This window comes from Streptomyces sp. NPDC051738, assembly GCF_044453205.1.
Taxonomy (GTDB): Bacteria; Actinomycetota; Actinomycetes; order Streptomycetales; family Streptomycetaceae; genus Streptomyces.
The window spans coordinates 749,222-765,644 of sequence record NZ_JBITCM010000001.1 but is presented as its reverse complement, the minus strand read 5'-3'; the positions used below and the strand labels follow the sequence as shown (position 1 = coordinate 765,644).

The 16,423-nt window shown below is 72.3% G+C and carries 15 protein-coding genes; 12 read left to right on the top strand and 3 right to left on the bottom strand.

Annotation, left to right across the window (positions count from 1 at the left end; translation table 11 throughout):
• On the top strand, window positions 1-330 hold the full coding sequence (locus tag ACIA8X_RS03430) for a rhodanese-like domain-containing protein (protein WP_393454751.1): 330 nt from the start codon (window positions 1-3) through the stop codon (window positions 328-330).
• A 46-nt stretch (window positions 331-376) separates the two neighbouring features.
• On the opposite strand, the gene ACIA8X_RS03425 is transcribed toward ACIA8X_RS03430, so the two are convergent.
• The gene (locus ACIA8X_RS03425) at window positions 377-1,510 is read right to left on the bottom strand and encodes an acyl-CoA dehydrogenase family protein (protein WP_393454016.1); all 1,134 of its coding nucleotides are present in this window, start codon (window positions 1,508-1,510) and stop codon (window positions 377-379) included.
• Window positions 1,511-1,756: 246 nt separating this feature from the next.
• On the opposite strand from ACIA8X_RS03425, the gene ACIA8X_RS03420 reads away from it, so the two are divergent.
• From ACIA8X_RS03420 to ACIA8X_RS03410, 3 genes are read left to right on the top strand one after another with little or no spacing between them, the layout of a single operon-like run.
• On the top strand, window positions 1,757-2,599 hold the full coding sequence (locus ACIA8X_RS03420) for a DUF5819 family protein (protein WP_393454019.1): 843 nt from the start codon (window positions 1,757-1,759) through the stop codon (window positions 2,597-2,599).
• Window positions 2,596-3,822, top strand: coding sequence for an HTTM domain-containing protein (locus ACIA8X_RS03415; protein ID WP_393454022.1), 1,227 nt, complete (start codon window positions 2,596-2,598; stop codon window positions 3,820-3,822). The genes ACIA8X_RS03420 and ACIA8X_RS03415 overlap by 4 nt, the downstream gene beginning before the upstream one ends.
• Window positions 3,819-4,565: a TrmH family RNA methyltransferase gene (locus ACIA8X_RS03410; protein WP_393454025.1), complete on the top strand. Its 747-nt coding sequence runs from the start codon at window positions 3,819-3,821 to the stop codon at window positions 4,563-4,565. The genes ACIA8X_RS03415 and ACIA8X_RS03410 overlap by 4 nt, the downstream gene beginning before the upstream one ends.
• An 8-nt stretch (window positions 4,566-4,573) precedes the next feature.
• Here the strand turns inward: ACIA8X_RS03410 and paaN are convergent, their stop codons facing one another.
• A complete protein-coding gene (gene paaN, locus ACIA8X_RS03405) occupies window positions 4,574-6,265 on the bottom strand; it encodes a phenylacetic acid degradation protein PaaN (RefSeq protein ID WP_399457697.1) in 1,692 nt (563 codons plus the stop codon).
• Window positions 6,266-6,425: 160 nt separating this feature from the next.
• On the opposite strand from paaN, the gene ACIA8X_RS03400 reads away from it, so the two are divergent.
• Both ACIA8X_RS03400 and ACIA8X_RS03395 read left to right on the top strand, forming a co-directional pair.
• The gene (locus tag ACIA8X_RS03400; protein WP_393454031.1) at window positions 6,426-7,943 is read left to right on the top strand and encodes a 3-hydroxyacyl-CoA dehydrogenase; all 1,518 of its coding nucleotides are present in this window, start codon (window positions 6,426-6,428) and stop codon (window positions 7,941-7,943) included.
• Window positions 7,940-8,530 carry a TetR/AcrR family transcriptional regulator gene (locus tag ACIA8X_RS03395; protein ID WP_393454034.1) on the top strand — a complete coding sequence of 197 codons (591 nt, stop codon included), beginning with the start codon at window positions 7,940-7,942 and terminating at the stop codon, window positions 8,528-8,530. The genes ACIA8X_RS03400 and ACIA8X_RS03395 overlap by 4 nt, the downstream gene beginning before the upstream one ends.
• A 53-nt stretch (window positions 8,531-8,583) precedes the next feature.
• Here the strand turns inward: ACIA8X_RS03395 and ACIA8X_RS03390 are convergent, their stop codons facing one another.
• Entirely contained in the window at window positions 8,584-9,069 is a 486-nt protein-coding gene (locus tag ACIA8X_RS03390; RefSeq protein ID WP_399457768.1) for an Lrp/AsnC family transcriptional regulator, read from the bottom strand.
• A gap of 190 nt (window positions 9,070-9,259) precedes the next feature.
• Between ACIA8X_RS03390 and pdhA the strand changes: the two genes are divergently transcribed.
• The 6 genes from pdhA to ACIA8X_RS03360 all read left to right on the top strand — a co-directional run bounded on the left by pdhA (window position 9,260) and on the right by ACIA8X_RS03360 (window position 16,419).
• Complete coding sequence (gene pdhA / locus ACIA8X_RS03385; protein ID WP_393454037.1) at window positions 9,260-10,396, top strand: pyruvate dehydrogenase (acetyl-transferring) E1 component subunit alpha; 1,137 nt, start codon at window positions 9,260-9,262, stop codon at window positions 10,394-10,396.
• Entirely contained in the window at window positions 10,393-11,397 is a 1,005-nt protein-coding gene (locus tag ACIA8X_RS03380) for an alpha-ketoacid dehydrogenase subunit beta (protein ID WP_393454040.1), read from the top strand. Before pdhA ends, ACIA8X_RS03380 begins: the two co-directional genes overlap by 4 nt.
• A 17-nt stretch (window positions 11,398-11,414) precedes the next feature.
• On the top strand, window positions 11,415-12,935 hold the full coding sequence (locus tag ACIA8X_RS03375; RefSeq protein WP_399457695.1) for a dihydrolipoamide acetyltransferase family protein: 1,521 nt from the start codon (window positions 11,415-11,417) through the stop codon (window positions 12,933-12,935).
• 69 nt (window positions 12,936-13,004) lie between these two features.
• A complete protein-coding gene (locus ACIA8X_RS03370; protein WP_399457694.1) occupies window positions 13,005-13,952 on the top strand; it encodes an NTP transferase domain-containing protein in 948 nt (315 codons plus the stop codon).
• Window positions 13,949-15,325, top strand: a complete 1,377-nt coding sequence (locus ACIA8X_RS03365) for a molybdopterin molybdotransferase MoeA (protein ID WP_393454049.1) — start codon at window positions 13,949-13,951, stop codon at window positions 15,323-15,325. The genes ACIA8X_RS03370 and ACIA8X_RS03365 overlap by 4 nt, the downstream gene beginning before the upstream one ends.
• Window positions 15,313-16,419 (top strand): potassium channel family protein, encoded by a 1,107-nt coding sequence (locus ACIA8X_RS03360; RefSeq protein ID WP_393454052.1) that lies wholly within the window; start codon window positions 15,313-15,315, stop codon window positions 16,417-16,419. The genes ACIA8X_RS03365 and ACIA8X_RS03360 overlap by 13 nt, the downstream gene beginning before the upstream one ends.
• Window positions 16,420-16,423 lie beyond the last annotated feature (4 nt).

Sequence of the window (16,423 nt, the reverse complement as noted above, 5' to 3'; positions counted from 1 at the left end):
GTGCCCACGGTCGAGGTCGCGGACCTCAAGGACGACGACTTCCTGCTGGATGTCCGTGAGGACGACGAGTGGCAGGCGGGGCATGCCGAAGGCGCCCTGCACATCCCCATCAGCGACTTCGTCGCCCGCTACGGCGAGCTGACCGAGGCCGCCCCGCAGGACGGCCGGGTCCACGTGATCTGCCGTTCCGGTGGGCGTTCCGCCCAGGTCGCGATGTACCTCGTCCAGCAGGGCATCGACGCCGTGAATGTCGACGGTGGCATGCAGGTGTGGGCAGCGGTGGGACGTCCCGTCGTGACGGACGAGGGCAATCAGGGGTTCGTCCTCTGACCAACCTGGCCACCTGACAACCGCCACCTGGCCACCTGCCGTGGAGCTAGGCCAGCGGATGTGCCGCCAGTAGCTCCCCCAGCGCCTCCTCGTGTGCCGCCGCCGGGCCGAGCGCCAGCTCCAGGTGCTTGGCCCAGGCGTGGTACCGGTGCAGCGGATAGTCGACGTCGGCGCCGAACCCGCCGTGCAGATGCTGGGCGGTCTGCACGATCCGCCGTACGCCGTCCGAGGCCCAGATCTTGGCCACGGCCACGTCCCCCGAGGCGGGAAGCGCTCCCGTTGCCCCCGAGGCGATCCGCCACGCGGCCTGCCACAGCGCGGCCTCCATCGCGCGCAGGTCGATGTAGCGGTCGGCGGACTGCACGGCGACCGCCTGGAACGTGGCGATCGGATGACCGAACTGCTCCCGCTTGCTCGCGTAGTCGGAGGTCATCCCCAGCACCCGCTCACCCAGCCCGAGCGCCAGCGCACACGTCCCGGTGGCCAGCAGCTCGCGGAGCCACTCCCACGCCCCCTCGGCGTCGATGACATATCCCGCCGCCGGCCGCACCGACTCCAGCCGCAGCTCCCCCAGCCGCTCCCCGCTGGTCGAGAACTGCTCGGCGAGCGAGAGCCCCTCCGCATCGCACGGCAGCAGCGCGAGGACGGTGCGGTCGGTGGCGGTACGGGCCGGTACGACGACGAGATCGGCGTCGTACGCCCAAGGCACCATGGTCTGCACGCCGTCCAGCACCCACCCGGCATCGTCCTGTCGAGCGGTCACCGCGAGCTCGGCCGGGTCGTGGCCGGTGCGGCCGTGCGCGGCGACCGTCAGCACGACCTCTCCGCGCCCCGCCCGGGCGAGCAGCTCGGCCTTCAGCTCGGGGCCGCCGTATGTCTGGACGGCCGCCGTCGCCGCGCTGCTCTCCAGCAGCGGCACCCGTGCCAGCACCTTCGCCGACTCGCGCAGCACCAGGCACAGCGCGATGGCGTCGAGGCCGGCCCCGCCGTACTCCTCCGCGAGCAGCAGGCTCAGCAGGTCCGCGTCCGCGATGCGGCGCCACAGCGGGCGGTCGAAGTCGTCGGCGACGGCGCCCGGGGTGAGCGCGGGCGAGGGCACCGCGTCCGGCGCGACCCCGGCGAACACCCCGCGCGCCGCCTCGGCCGCCGCCTGCTGCTCCTCGGTGAAGGTGAAGTCCACGGTCCCTGCCCTCCGACACACACGGCTATCTGACGGAGCGTCAAGATAGAACAGGTTCTAGAAGAAGGGAATGCTCCTCGTAGGCCGTGTGTGAGGGTCTCGTAGGACCCCCGTGGGATCCCCTGGGACCCCCGTATGGTGTGGACGACGGCAGTCCGCCAGGGGCTGTGCCCGGCGGGTGGGCCTGAGTACCGTTCCCGTGCGAGCGCCGAGGGACCACGGACCGGAATCGGGGAACGGAACGGAATGGCAGACGCGCAGGACGCAGGCTCGGCCGCCCGGCACGGGCCGGACGAGGAGCCGGGGGACGCCCCGCCCGCCGTCGTGCCCGCGCCTGCCGTCGTGCCCGCGCCTGCCGTCGTGGCCCCGCCCACCCTTCCTGCTGCACCTGCTGTTCCCGCTGCCCTCCTCCCGTCGCCGTCCCTCGAACCCCGAACCGGCGTGGCCGCCCTCTCCCTGAGGTACCAGATCGCCGCCGCCCTCGCCCTGGCGGTCGTGGCGATCGCCGTCTGTGTGCACATCGGCATGGTCTTTCTGCACGTCGCGCCGCCGAACACGGTCACCAAGCAGCACGGCAAGGCGATCGACGACTGGATATACCCGGAGTTCGAACAGAACTGGAAGCTGTTCGCGCCCAACCCGCTGCAGCAGAACATCGCGGTGCAGGTCCGGGCCGAGATCGACACGGGCGACGGCGACGTGCGCACCACCGGCTGGTACGACCTGTCCGCCCAGGACGGCCGGGCCATCGACGGCAATCTGCTGCCCAGCCACACCCAGCAGAACGAACTGCGCCGGGCCTGGGACTTCTACGTCGCGACGCACGACGCCCAGAACAGGCCCGTGGGCCTGCGCGGCGCCCTGTCCGAGACGTATCTGCGGCACATAGTGCAGGCGCGCCTCGACCGCGTGAACGCGGCCGGTGAGGGCGGCACCGTCGAACGCGTCCAGGTCCGCTCCCGCACCACCAACGTGCCGCCGCCGGAGTGGAGCGACGAGCAGGTCTCGGACAAGGCGACCTACCGCGTGCTGCCGTGGTGGTGGGTTCCGGCGGACGGCGAGGACGCCGGCGCGGGAGGCGCCCGGTGAACCGCTTCTCGCTCGCGATCTCCTCCGGCATCGCCCGCGTCACCGAGTCCGCCCTCGGCCCGTACCAGACGGCCGTGATCCGCATCGGCTTCACCGCGACGTGGCTGCTTTTCCTGCTGCGGGAGTTCCCCCACCGCCAGGAGATGTACGGTCCCGACGGCCCCTGGGAGTTCGACCTCGCCCAGCAGCTGATCCAGACGAACGGCGCCTTCACCGCCCTGATCTGGACCAATGGCCGGCTCTGGTTCGAGGCCGTCTACGTCCTCGCCGTCCTGACCAGCGTGCTGCTGCTGCTCGGCTGGCGCACCCGCACGATGTCCGTGCTGTTCATGGTCGGTGTGCTCTCGCTGCAGAACCGCTCCGTCTTCATGGGCGACGGCGGCGACAACGTGCTGCACCTGATGTGCGTCTACCTCGTGTTCACGCGCTGCAGTCAGGTCTGGTCGCTGGACGAACGCCGGGCACGGCGCGAGCGCGAGGCACGCGCGCGTGGAGAGCTGGTCGGTCCGGACCGGGTCGGTCCGGCACTGTGGGGCGTGCTCGGGTTCGCGCTGGTCGCGGTGACCGCTGCGGGCCGCCTCGACGGCGATCTGACCGTGCCGGTGATCCTGTGGGGCGTCTGGCTGGCCCTGGCCGTGTGGTGGATCGTGGGCCGCCGTGCGCGGACCGCCCAGCCCCGCGTCCTGCTCGACGTCGTCGGCAACATCGTGCACAACGGCGCCCTGCTGGTGATCATGGCCGAGGCGTGTCTGATCTACGCGACCGCCGGCTGGTACAAGATCCAGGGCACCCGCTGGCAGGACGGCACCGCCGTCTACTACCCGCTGCACCTCGACTACTTCTCGCCCTGGCCCGCCCTCGCCGACCTGCTGTCGTCCAGCGGCACGATGGTGATGCTCATCACCTACGGCACGGTGATCGTGCAGGTCGCCTTCCCGTTCACGCTGTTCAACCGGCGGGTCAAGAACGTCCTCCTCGCGGCGATGATCACCGAGCACGCCGTGATCGCGGTCGTCCTCGGACTGCCGTTCTTCTCGCTGGCGATGATCGCGGCGGACGCGGTCTTCCTGCCGACGTCGTTCCTGCGCCGCCTGGGCGACTGGGCGGCACGCGCGCGTGGACGTCTGTCACGTCTGGTCCGACGCGGCGACGACCGTACGGATCTCCCCGAGCCGCGCATCCCGGAGAACCCCGAGCACGCGCACGTAGGCTTCACGGCATGACCGTGACCTCCTGGAACCGGCTCGCCGAGACGTCCGTCCTGCTCGACGGCTTCCACGCCCTCAAGCACGCCGTGCGCTTCGGAGCCGAGGTCCCGGTGGCCGTCGCCGTGGACCGGCAAGCCGTGCTGGCCCTCGCCGAGGAGCTGGCTCCGGACGTACGCGACACGCTGGACGCGCTCCTGACCGAGGTCCCGGAGGCGACGTACACGTCGCTCGTGCCGCGGCCGCATCCGACCGCGGTGGCGGCCTTGGCGGTACGTCCGTCCCGCGCGGCCAACCTGGAGAAGCTGGCGCACACCCCCCGCACCGCCCCGGTCGTCGTCCTCGACAACCCCCGCAACCTCGGCAACGCGGGCGCCGTGATCCGGCTGGCCGCCGGTTTCGGCGCGACCGGCGTGGTCACCACCGGCACGCTCGATCCCTGGCACCCCACGGTCGTACGCGGCGGAGCGGGCCTGCACTTCGCGACCGCGGTGGAGCGCCTCGCGGTGGACGAGCTGCCGCCGGGCCCGCTGTTCGCCCTCGACCCGGAGGGCGACGACATCCGGGGCACCAAGCTCCCGGACGACGCCGTCCTCGCTTTCGGGTCGGAGCGCAGTGGGTTGTCCGCCGAACTACGCGCGCGTGCCGACCATTTGGTGGCCTTGCCGATGCGTCCCCAGGTGTCCAGCTACAACTTGGCGACGAGCGTGGCGATGACGCTGTACCACTGGAGTCTCACCGGGGGCGCTTTCCGGGCATAGGGCAGGCCCTAGGCCTCCCGACGCACCTCGACAACCCGGAACCGGTTGGCCACGAACGCCCCGTCGCACAGCGCCGAGTTGGCCGCCGGGTTGCCACCCGAACCGTGGAAATCGGAGAACGCGGCCGTCTGGTTCACGTACACCCCACCCGTGAGGTTGAGCGACAACTGGGCCGCCTCCTCCAGGCAGGCCTCCTGAATCGCGCCCTCGACCTCCTCGTCGGTGGTGTAAGCCCCGACGGTCATCGCACCCTTCTCGCGGATCGTCCTGCGCAGCAACTCCACCGCGTCCGCGGCCGAGTCGACCGCGACGGCGAAGGAGACCGGTCCGAAGCACTCGCTCATGTACGCGGCCTCGTCATCCGGCTTGGCCCCGTCGAGCTTGACGATCACCGGCGTGCGTACGACCGCGTCCGGGAACTCGGGGTTCGTGATCTCGCGGGAGGCGAGGGCGACTTCCCCGAGGCCGGCGGCGGCCTCCAGGCGGGCCTTCACGTCCGGGTTGACGATCGCGCCGAGCAGCGCGTTCGCGCGGGCGTCGTCGCCGAGGAGGCCGTCGACCGCGCGGGCGAGGTCGGCGACGACCTCGTCGAAGGTCTTCGGGCCCTCCTCCGTGCGGATGCCGTCGCGGGGGATGAGCAGGTTCTGCGGGGTGGTGCACATCTGGCCGCTGTACAGGGACAGCGAGAAGGCCAGGTTGGACAGCATCCCCTTGTAGGTGTCGGTGGAGTCGACGATCACCGTGTTGACGCCGGCCTTCTCCGTGTAGACCTGCGCCTGGCGCGCGTTGGCCTCCAGCCAGTCGCCGAACACCGTCGAGCCCGTGTAGTCGATGATCCGGATCTCGGGGCGGGTGGCCAGGGTCTTCGCGATGCCCTCGCCGGGCCGTTCGGCGGCCAGCGCGACCAGGTCGGGGTCGAAGCCCGCCTCGGCGAGCACCTGCCGCGCGACCTGCACGGTGAGCGCGAGCGGGAGCACCGCGCGCGGGTGGGGCTTGACGAGGACCGCGTTGCCGGTGGCCAGGGAGGCGAACAGGCCCGGGTAGCCGTTCCAGGTCGGGAAGGTGTTGCAGCCGATGAGCAGGGCGATCCCGCGCGGGACCGGTGTGAACTGCTTGGTCAGCGCCAGTGGGTCGCGCTTGCCCTGCGGCTTGGTCCACTCCGCCGTGTCGGGGGTGCGGACCTGCTCGACGTACGCGTAGGCCACCGCCTCCAGGCCGCGGTCCTGCGCGTGCGGGCCGCCCGCCTGGAACGCCATCATGAAGGCCTGGCCGGAGGTGTGCATGACCGCGTGCGCGAACTCGTGCGTCCGGTCGCTGATCCGCTTGAGGATCTCCAGACAGACCACCGCGCGCATCTCCGCGCCCGCGTCCCGCCACGCCCGCTGACCGGACTTCATGGCCGGCAGCAGCGCGTCGAGGTCCGCGTGCGGGTACTCGACGCCCAGCTCGATGCCGTACGGCGAGGATTCGCCGCCCACCCAGTCGTCGGTGCCGGGCTGGCCGAGGTCGAGGCGGCCTCCCAGGAGGGCGTCGAATGCGGCCTTGCCCGCCGCCGCGTCCAGGCTGCCGTTCTCGCCGTAGGCCTTGGGGTGCTCGGGGTGCGGAGACCAGTACGCGCGCGTACGGATCGCTTCCAGCGCCTGGTCGAGGGTGGGCCGGTGCTTGGCGATCAGCTCGTGGGCGGTCAGTTCGGCGGCCATGCGAGACCAACTCCTCGTTTCCAGAGCTCACCGTCGAGCTCATGACCTGGGCAGAAACATGGGCAGGAACAGCCAGACAGAGTTAGAGTAACCGAACGATCGGTCGGGACAAGGGGGTCCGCCGCATCTGTGGAAAACCCCGTGCGGGAGGATCGCGCACATGACAGCACTCGACCTCAGCAGCCCCGTGGCCGTCGTCGGCACCGGCACCATGGGCCAGGGCATCGCCCAGGTCGCCTTGGTCGCGGGCCATCCCGTCCGGCTGTACGACGCCCTGCCCGGGCGGGCCCAGGAGGCGGCCGACGCCATCGGCGCGCGTCTCGACCGGCTCGTCGAGAAGGACCGCCTCACCGGGGCCGACCGCGACGCCGCCGGCGCGCGGCTGCTGCCCGCCGAGTCGCTCGCCGACCTCGCGGACTGCACCCTGGTCGTGGAGGCCGCCCTGGAGCGCCTCGACGTCAAGCAGGAGCTGTTCCGGGAGCTGGAGGGCATCGTCGGCGAGGACTGTCTGCTCGCCACCAACACCTCGTCCCTGTCGGTGACCGCGATCGGCGGCGCCCTCGCCAACCCGGGCCGCTTGGTGGGCCTGCACTTCTTCAACCCCGCGCCGCTGCTGCCGCTGGTCGAGGTCGTCTCCGGGTTCGCCACCGACGTCACGTCGGCCACGCGCGCGTACGAGACGGCACGCGCCTGGGGCAAGACGCCGGTCGCCTGCGCCGACACCCCCGGCTTCATCGTCAACCGCATCGCGCGGCCGTTCTACGCCGAGGCCTTCGCGGTCTACGAGGCGCAAGGAGCCGACCCGGCCACCATCGACGCCGTCCTGCGTGAGTGCGGCGGCTTCCGGATGGGCGCGTTCGAGCTCACCGACCTCATCGGGCAGGACGTCAACGAGTCCGTCACACGCTCCGTGTGGCAGTCCTTCTTCCAGGACGTGCGCTTCACGCCCTCGCTCGCCCAGCGGCGCCTGGTCGAGTCGGGCCGGCTCGGCCGCAAGAGCGGGCACGGCTGGTTCGACTACTCCGAGGATGCCGAGCGGGACGAGCCGCACACCGCGGAGCAGCAGCCGCAGCCCGCCTACGTCGTCGCCGAGGGCGACCTGGGCCCGGCGTCCGAACTGCTCACGCTGATCCGCGAGGCGGGCATCGCCGTGCGCGAGGAGGAAGAGGATCACGGCACCCGCCTGGTGCTGCCGAGCGGCGGCCAGCTCGCCCTCGCCGACGGCCAGACCTCGGTGGAGTTCCGGGACGTCGTCTACTTCGACCTCGCCCTCGACTACCGCCGGGCGACCCGGATCGCCCTGTCCGCCTCCCAGGACACCTCGCCGCGTACCCTCACCGAGGCCATCGGCCTCTTCCAGGCGCTCGGCAAGGACGTCAGCGTCCTCGGTGACGTCCCCGGCATGATCGTCGCCCGCACGGTCGCCCGGATCGTCGACCTGGCGCACGACGCCGTCGCCAAGGGCGTGGCCACCGTCGAGGACATCGACACCGCGATGCGGCTCGGGGTGAACTACCCCCTGGGCCCGTTCGAATGGAGCCGCAGGCTGGGCCGCAACTGGGCGTACGCCCTCCTCGACGACCTGCACCTGCGCGACCCCTCCGGGCGCTACGCGCCGTCCCTCGCGCTGTACCGCCACGCGTACGCCTCCGACAAGCGGGAGGGCAGCACCTCATGACCACGGCCAAGCGCGACACGTACACCCCGGAGACGCTGCTCTCCGTCGCCGTGCAGGTCTTCAACGAGCGCGGCTACGACGGCACCTCCATGGAGCACCTCTCCAAGGCGGCGGGTATCTCCAAGTCGTCGATCTACCACCACGTCACGGGCAAGGAGGAGCTGCTGCGCCGCGCCGTCAGCCGGGCGCTCGACGGGCTCTTCGGGATCCTCGACGAGGAGCACGCGCGCGTGGGGCACGCCGCGGACCGGCTGGAGTACGTCGTACGGCGCATGGTCGAGGTGCTCATAGCCGACCTGCCCTATGTGACGTTGCTGCTGCGGGTGCGCGGCAACACGGACACCGAGCGGTGGGCCCTGGAACGCCGCCGCGACTTCGACCACCAGGTCGCCGCACTCCTGAAGGCGGCCGCCGCCGACGGGGAGGTGCGCGCCGACGTGGAGGTACGGCTGGCGACCCGGCTCGTCTTCGGGATGATCAACTCGATCGTGGAGTGGTACCGCCCGGACGGCCGCGGCATGAACGAGCGCGAGGTCGCGGACACGGTGGCGCGGCTGGTGTTCGGAGGGCTGCGGCAGGAGGGCTGACCGCTCCTCCTGCGACAAAGCCCTGGGCTGCGAGCCGGGGCCGAAGCGGACGCTCAGCCCTGCGGCTCCAGGTCCTCCTCCTCGAACACCAGCAACGTGCGCGTGCTCTGTACCTCGGGGATCGCCTGGAGACGGGTGAGGACCAGCTCGCGCAGCGCCCTGTTGTCGGGGGTATGTACCAGGAGCAGGACATCGAAGTCGCCGCCCACCAGCGCGATGTGGGAGGCGCCGGGCAGCTGCCGGAGCTGTTCGCGGACCGTGCGCCAGGTGTTCTGGACGATCTTCAGGGTGATGTACGCCGAGGTGCCGTGGCCGGCGCGTTCGTGGTTGACGCGGGCGCCGAAACCGCGGATGACGCCGTCCTCGACGAGGCGGTTGATGCGGGCGTAGGCGTTGGCGCGCGAGACATGGACCCGTTCGGCGACCGACCTTATCGACGCGCGGCCGTCCGCCTGGAGCATCTGCAGGATGTCCTGATCAATGGCGTCGAGCGGACGCGCCGGCGGCAGGGGGCTGCCGCCGTCCGGGCTTTCGGCCATTTGTTCAGGCGCCATGTCCCCCCACCTTCCCGCTGTGGACGTACTGCGTTCATTGGAGGCTGTGGAGAACCGTTTGTCCACAGCCTGAGGGGGCCTGTAGCCAAAATGTGCCGACGACCGAACAATCGGTAGGTGAGGCGCATCACCGAAGCTGCGCCTCCCGTAGCCGCTCCCACGAGGAGGTGCCGTCATGACGGTCATGGAGCAGCGAGGCGCGTATCGGCCATCGCCGCCGCCCGCCTGGCAGCCCCGCATGGACCCCGCGCCGCTGCTGCCCGACGCCGAGCCCTACCGCGTCCTCGGCACCGAGGCGGCCGCCGAGGTCGAGGCCGGCCTGCTGCGCCGGCTCTACGCGGAGCTGGTGCGCGGACGCCGGTACAACACCCAGGCGACCGCGCTCACCAAGCAGGGCCGACTCGCCGTCTACCCGTCCAGCACCGGCCAGGAGGCCTGCGAGGTCGCCGCCGCGCTGGCCCTTGAGGAGCGCGACTGGCTCTTCCCGAGCTACCGCGACACCCTCGCCGCCGTCGCACGCGGCGTGGACCCCGTCGAGGCGCTGACGCTGCTGCGCGGCGACTGGCACACCGGCTACGACCCGTACGAGCACCGCGTGGCCCCCCTGTGCACGCCGCTCGCCACCCAGCTCCCGCACGCCGTGGGCCTGGCGCACGCCGCCCGCCTCAAGGGCGACGACGTGGTCGCGCTGGCCATGGTCGGCGACGGCGGCTCCAGCGAGGGCGACTTCCACGAGGCGCTGAACTTCGCCGCCGTATGGCAGGCGCCGGTCGTCTTCCTCGTCCAGAACAACGGCTTCGCGATCTCCGTCCCGCTCGCCAAGCAGACCGCGGCCCCGTCGCTGGCCCACAAGGCCGTCGGCTACGGCATGCCCGGCCGCCTGGTCGACGGCAACGACGCGGCCGCCGTGCACGAGGTGCTGAGCGACGCCGTACGGCACGCGCGCGCGGGCGGCGGCCCCACGCTGATCGAGGCGATCACCTACCGCATCGACGCCCACACCAACGCCGACGACGCGACCCGCTACCGCGGCGACTCCGAGGTCGAGACCTGGCGCGGGCACGACCCGATCGCGCTTCTGGAGCACGAGCTGACCGAGCGCGGCCTCCTGGACGAGGCCGGCAAGCAGGCCGCGCGGGACGCCGCCGAGGCGATGGCCGCCGACCTGCGTGACCGCATGAACCAGGACCCGGCGCTCGACCCGATGGACCTGTTCACGCACGTGTACGCCGAGCCCACGCCGCAACTGCGCGAACAGCGCGCCCAGTTGCAGGCCGAGCTCGACGCCGAGTCGGAAGGCCCGCATCGATGACCACCGTCGCCGTCAAACCGGCCACCATGGCGCAGGCCCTCACGCGCGCGATGCGCGACGCCATGGCGGAGGACCCCACCGTGCACGTCATGGGCGAGGACGTCGGCACCCTCGGCGGCGTCTTCCGGGTCACCGACGGGCTCGCCAAGGAGTTCGGCGAGGACCGCTGCACGGACACCCCACTGGCCGAGGCGGGGATCCTGGGCACGGCGGTGGGCATGGCCATGTACGGCCTGCGTCCGGTCGTGGAGATGCAGTTCGACGCGTTCGCCTACCCGGCGTTCGAGCAGCTCATCTCGCACGTCGCCCGCATGCGCAACCGCACCCGCGGCAAGATGCCGCTCCCGATCACCGTCCGCGTGCCCTACGGCGGCGGCATCGGCGGCGTCGAGCACCACAGCGACTCCTCCGAGGCGTACTACATGGCGACTCCGGGGCTCCATGTCGTCACGCCCGCGACCGTCGCCGACGCCTACGGCCTGCTGCGCGCCGCCATCGCCTCCGACGACCCGGTCGTCTTCCTGGAGCCGAAGCGCCTGTACTGGTCGAAGGACTCCTGGAACCCCGATCATCCGACGGACGTTGAACCGATTGGCCGCGCGATGGTGCGGCGCTCGGGCCGGAGCGCCACGCTCATCACGTACGGACCGTCCGTGCCCGTCTGCCTCGAAGCCGCCGAGGCGGCGCGGGAGGAGGGCTGGGACCTGGAAGTCGTCGACCTGCGCTCGCTGGTGCCGTTCGACGACGAGACGGTCGCTGCCTCGGTACGACGGACCGGACGGGCGGTCGTAGTGCACGAGTCGGGCGGGTTCGGCGGACCGGGAGGGGAGATCGCGGCCCGGGTCACGGAGCGCTGCTTCCACCACCTGGAGGCGCCGGTGCTGCGCGTGGCCGGGTTCGACCTTCCCTACCCGCCGCCGATGCTGGAGCGTCACCACCTGCCCGGCGTGGACCGGATCCTGGACGCCGTGGGGCGTCTGCAATGGGAGGCCGAGAGCTGATGGCACACGCTTCTGACATGCACAGTCTGGAGTTCAAGCTCCCCGACCTCGGGGAGGGGCTCACCGGGGCGGAGATTGTGCGTTGGCTCGTCGAGGTCGGAGACCTCGTCGCCGTCGACCAGCCGGTCGTCGAGGTCGAGACGGCGAAGGCGATGGTCGACATCCCCTGCCCCTACGGCGGCGTGGTCACGGCCCGCTTCGGCGAGGAAGGCACGGAACTGCCCGTCGGGGCACCGCTGTTGACGGTGGCGGTGGGTGCGCCCGCCTCCGGCGGTTCCGCCGAGGAGCCGGGCAAGGGCTCCGACGAGGGCTCGGGCAACGTCCTCGTGGGCTACGGAACCGGCGCGCCCCCGGAGCGGCGCAGGCGGGTACGGCCGACCGCGCCGACGACCTCGACGGGGCAGCCGCCGTCCGGGGCGGCGAACGGCACCGCCGCGCGTGGGGCCACGCCGGCCGTCGAGCCCGCCACCACGGGCGTGGCGCGGCCCGTCGGCACCGGCGCCGCTGCGGGGCACGGTACCGTCGGCCACGGCCGTGACGCCGCGCACACCGCACCGGCCGACGCCGAGATCCGCAGCGACGGCCCCGTGCCCGTGATCTCCCCCCTCGTCCGCCGCCTCGCCCGGGAGCACGGCCTGGACCTGAGGGAGCTGCACGGCTCCGGACCGGACGGGCTGATCCTGCGCGCCGACGTCGAGTACGCGCTGCGTGCCGCCGAGGCGCACGGACGCACGGCACAGCCGTCGGCCGAGCCGCACCCGCCCATGACGCCGATGACCCCGAGGTCCCCGGCCACCTCCGCACCCGTCCCGGCCGCGCAGGCCCCCATCCGCTCCTCCGCGCCGCCCGGTGGCATCCGCACCCCCCTCAAGGGCATCCGCGGCGCCGTCGCCGACAAGCTCTCCCGCAGCCGGCGGGAGATCCCGGACGCGACCTGCTGGGTGGACGCCGACGCGACGGAGCTCATGCGGGCCCGGACCGCGATGAACGCCGCCGGCGGGCCGAAGATCTCCCTCCTCGCCCTGCTGGCCCGCATCTGCACCGCCGCCCTGGCCCGGTTCCCCGAGCTCAACTCCACGGTCGACATGGAGGCCAGGGAGGTCATCCAGCTCGATCATGTGCACCTCGGATTCGCCGCGCAGACCGAGCGTGGCCTGGTCGTCCCGGTGGTGCGGGACGCGCACGCGCGCGACGCGGAGTCGCTGACCGCGGAGTTCGCCCGGCTGACCGAGGCGGCCCGCACGGGCACCCTCACGCCCGCGGAACTCACCGGCGGCACCTTCACGTTGAACAACTACGGCGTGTTCGGCGTCGACGGCTCCACGCCGATCATCAACCACCCCGAGGCCGCGATGCTCGGCGTCGGCCGCATCATCCCCAAGCCCTGGGTGCATGAGGGCGAGCTGGCGGTGCGGCAGGTCGTCGAGCTCTCGCTCACCTTCGACCACCGGGTCTGCGACGGCGGCACCGCGGGAGGCTTCCTGCGGTATGTCGCGGACTGCGTGGAACAGCCGGCGGTGCTGCTGCGCACGCTGTGACGGAGCCGCTCGCGGGCCCGCTGCCTCCCCTGCGTTCCCTGTGATCGTGGAGGCACGCATACTCGGGGGATGACCGCGTACGAACCGCCGGGCGAGCAAGCCGCCGCCGATGCCGGCAGCGGCGACGTGTACGACGCCGTCGTGCTCGCCGGTGGTGCCGCCCGGCGGCTCGGCGGGGCGGACAAGCCCGGGGTGCGGGTCGGCGCGCGGGCATTGCTCGACCGGGTGTTGGCCGCCTGCGCCGACGCGCGCACCACCGTCGTCGTCGCCGATCCCCGGCCGACCGCGCGTCCCGTGACCTGGGCGCGCGAGGACCCGCCCGGCGGCGGCCCGCTGGCCGCCCTCGACGCCGGGCTGCGGCACACCACGGCACAGCGGGTCGTCGCCCTCTCGGCCGATCTGCCGTTCCTCGACGAGGGCACGGTCCGGCGGCTGCTGGCCGCCCTGGGCACCGGCGGTGCCGACGGCGCCCTGCTCACCGACGCCGACGGCCGCGACCAGCCGCTCGTCGCCGCGTACCGCGCGTCCGCGCTGCGCCGCGAACTGGCGTCACTCGCCGACGCCGACGGCCGCGTCACCGGCCTCCCCCTGCGCCGGCTGACCGGCGCGCTCGACCTCACCCGCGTCCAGGACCCCGTCGCGTCCTTCGACTGCGACACCTGGGACGACATCGCCACCGCCAGGGCACGCATCAGGGAGCATGGGCACGTGTTGGATGAATGGATTTCCGCAGTCAAGGACGAACTTGGCCTCGACCTCGACGTCGACACCAAGCTGCTGCTGGACCTCGCCCGCGACGCCGCCCACGGCGTGGCGCGGCCCGCGGCCCCGCTGACCACCTTCCTCGTGGGGTACGCGGCAGCGCAGGCCAAGGGCGGTGAGGGCGGCCCCGAAGCCGTCGCCGAGGCATCCCGCAAGGCCGCCGCCCTCGCCCTCCGCTGGGCCGAGGAGGCTGCCGCCGCCAAGCCCGACGCGGCCCCCGACGCCACCCCCGACACCCGCCCGGACGCCGGATGACCGCCCGCGGCATCAAGGCGGACGAGGACGCCGAGGACTTCGACGTCGATGAGGTGCTCGCACTCGTGAAGGAACGCAACGGCAACGGCCACCCCACCTCCGGCGACCACGTGCCCGCCCCCACCCCGCACACCTCGGACCCCCACACCCCGGACCGCCACCACAAGGCCACCCCCTGGCCCGACGCCCGCGAGATCGCCGCCCGCGCCGCCCGCACCGCCACCCGGTCCGCCCGCCGCGCTCCCGTCTCCGTCCCCCTCGACGCCGCCCTCGGCCTCACCCTGGCCGCCCCCCTCACCGCCCTCACCGACCTGCCCTCCTTCGACACCTCGGCGATGGATGGCTGGGCGGTTGCGGGCCCCGGCCCCTGGGACGTACGGGACGAGGGTGTCCTGGCGGGGCATGCCGAGCCCGAGCGGCTCACCGACGGCGAGGCCGTCCCCATCGCGACCGGCGCGCGTATCCCTCCGGATACCTCCGCCGTCCTGCGCAGCGAGCACGGCCGGATGGACAGCAAGGACCGCCTGCACGGCACCCGGGAGATCGAGCCCGGCCAGGACATCCGCCCACGCGGCCAGGAGTGCCGTAACGGCGACCACCTGCTCGCGGTCGGCACCCTGGTGACCCCGGCCGTGCTCGGACTGGCCGCGGCGGCCGGATACGACACCCTGACCGCCGTACCCCGCCCCCGCGTCGAAGTCCTCGTCCTCGGCGACGAGTTGCTGACCGAAGGGCTCCCGCACGACGGCCTGATCCGTGACGCGCTCGGCCCGATGCTGCCGCCCTGGCTGCGGGCGCTCGGCGCCGAGGTCACCGCCCTGCGCCGGCTCGGCGACGACGCCAAGGCCCTGCACAAGGCGCTCACCAAGTCCGACGCCGACCTCATCGTCACCACCGGCGGCACCGCGGCCGGACCCGTCGACCATGTCCACCCCATCCTGGAACGCATCGGTGCCGAACTCCTGGTGGACGGCGTCAAGGTGCGGCCCGGCCACCCCATGCTGCTGGCCCGCACCAAGGAGGATCAGCACCTCGTCGGCCTGCCCGGCAACCCCCTCGCCGCCGTCTCCGGCCTGCTCACCCTCGCCGAACCCCTGCTGCGCACCCTCGCCGCGCGCCCGGCCCCGGAGCCGTACACGCTGCCCCTGAGCGAGGCGGCGCACGGGCATCCGTACGACACCCGGCTCATCCCGGTCGTGCTGCGCGGCGACCACGCCGTGCCGTTGCACTACCAGGGCCCGGCCATGCTGCGGGGGATGGCGGCGGCGGACGCGGTCGCCGTCGTACCGCCGGGCGGTGCCCGTGCGGGTCAGGAGACGGAGCTGCTCGATCTGCCCTGGGCCAGCGCCGGTATCGAGGTGTGTTTCACGTGAAACTTCCGGGCCAGGACGCGATCGCCCGTGGGGCGGACGAGAGGGTCGCGACGTATCGGGTCAAACTCCCGAAGAAGATCGTGGAGCATCCGTTCCGGCAGGTCGCCAAGCGCGTCCTGGTGGCCCTGTCGCTGCTCGTGGCGGCCGCCTTGATCGTCTACGCCGACCACGACGGCTACAACGACAACTCCGACGGTTCCGTCGACCTCCTCGACGCCTTCTACTACGCGACCGTCAGCCTCTCCACGACCGGATACGGCGACATCACCCCGGTCAGTGACGCCGCCCGGCTCACCAATATCTTCGTCATCACGCCCATGCGCGTGCTGTTCCTGATCATCCTGGTCGGCACCACGCTGGAGGTCCTCACCGAGCGGACCCGGGAGGAATGGCGTCTGACCCGCTGGAGGTCCACCTTGCGCGACCACACCGTCGTCATCGGCTTCGGCACGAAGGGGCGGTCGGCGATCCAGACCGTCTGCGCCACGGGCCTGCGGAAGGAGCAGGTCATCGTGGTCGACCCGAGCTCCAAGGTGATCGAGGCGGCGGTCGCGGACGGCTACGCCGGAGTCACGGGGGACGCGACCCGCAGCGAGGTGCTGAAGCGGGCCGAGGTGCACAAGGCGCGGAAGATCATCATCGCCACCCAGCGCGACGACACCGCCGTCCTGGTCACGCTGACGGCCCGGCAGCTCAATCGCGGCGCGAAGATCGTGGCAGCCGTCCGTGAGGAGGAGAACGCGCCGCTGCTGAAGCAGTCCGGCGCCGACGCGGTCATCACCAGCGCCAGCGCGGCCGGCCGACTGCTCGGCCTCTCCGTGCTCAGCCCCGCCGCCGGCATGGTCCTGGAGGACCTGATCCAGCAGGGCAGCGGGCTCGACATCGTCGAACGGCCGGTCGTCAAGGCCGAGGTGGGCAAGAGCCCTCGGCAGACCGACGACCTGGTGGTGAGCGTCGTACGCGGGCACCGGGTGCTCGGATACGACGATGCGGCCGTCGGGACACTGCAGTTGACGGACCGGCTGATCACGATCGTACGGGCGACGCCGAGTGCCCACGTCGCCCCGGACACCCGGCGTCTGCCTCAGGGCTGAAGCC

What these genes read in the sequence shown, in the direction of transcription:
- ACIA8X_RS03390 (WP_399457768.1), bottom strand. Translation starts at nt 9,069, where the DNA reads ATGGCCGAAAGCCCGGACGGCGGCAGCCCCCTGCCGCCGGCGCGTCCG.
- ACIA8X_RS03380 (WP_393454040.1), top strand. Translation starts at nt 10,393, where the DNA reads ATGACCACCGTCGCCGTCAAACCGGCCACCATGGCGCAGGCCCTCACG.
- ACIA8X_RS03395 (WP_393454034.1), top strand. Translation starts at nt 7,940, where the DNA reads ATGACCACGGCCAAGCGCGACACGTACACCCCGGAGACGCTGCTCTCC.
- ACIA8X_RS03400 (WP_393454031.1), top strand. Translation starts at nt 6,426, where the DNA reads ATGACAGCACTCGACCTCAGCAGCCCCGTGGCCGTCGTCGGCACCGGC.
- ACIA8X_RS03420 (WP_393454019.1), top strand. Translation starts at nt 1,757, where the DNA reads ATGGCAGACGCGCAGGACGCAGGCTCGGCCGCCCGGCACGGGCCGGAC.
- ACIA8X_RS03410 (WP_393454025.1), top strand. Translation starts at nt 3,819, where the DNA reads ATGACCGTGACCTCCTGGAACCGGCTCGCCGAGACGTCCGTCCTGCTC.
- pdhA (WP_393454037.1), top strand. Translation starts at nt 9,260, where the DNA reads ATGACGGTCATGGAGCAGCGAGGCGCGTATCGGCCATCGCCGCCGCCC.
- paaN (WP_399457697.1), bottom strand. Translation starts at nt 6,265, where the DNA reads ATGGCCGCCGAACTGACCGCCCACGAGCTGATCGCCAAGCACCGGCCC.
- ACIA8X_RS03370 (WP_399457694.1), top strand. Translation starts at nt 13,005, where the DNA reads ATGACCGCGTACGAACCGCCGGGCGAGCAAGCCGCCGCCGATGCCGGC.
- ACIA8X_RS03365 (WP_393454049.1), top strand. Translation starts at nt 13,949, where the DNA reads ATGACCGCCCGCGGCATCAAGGCGGACGAGGACGCCGAGGACTTCGAC.
- ACIA8X_RS03375 (WP_399457695.1), top strand. Translation starts at nt 11,415, where the DNA reads ATGCACAGTCTGGAGTTCAAGCTCCCCGACCTCGGGGAGGGGCTCACC.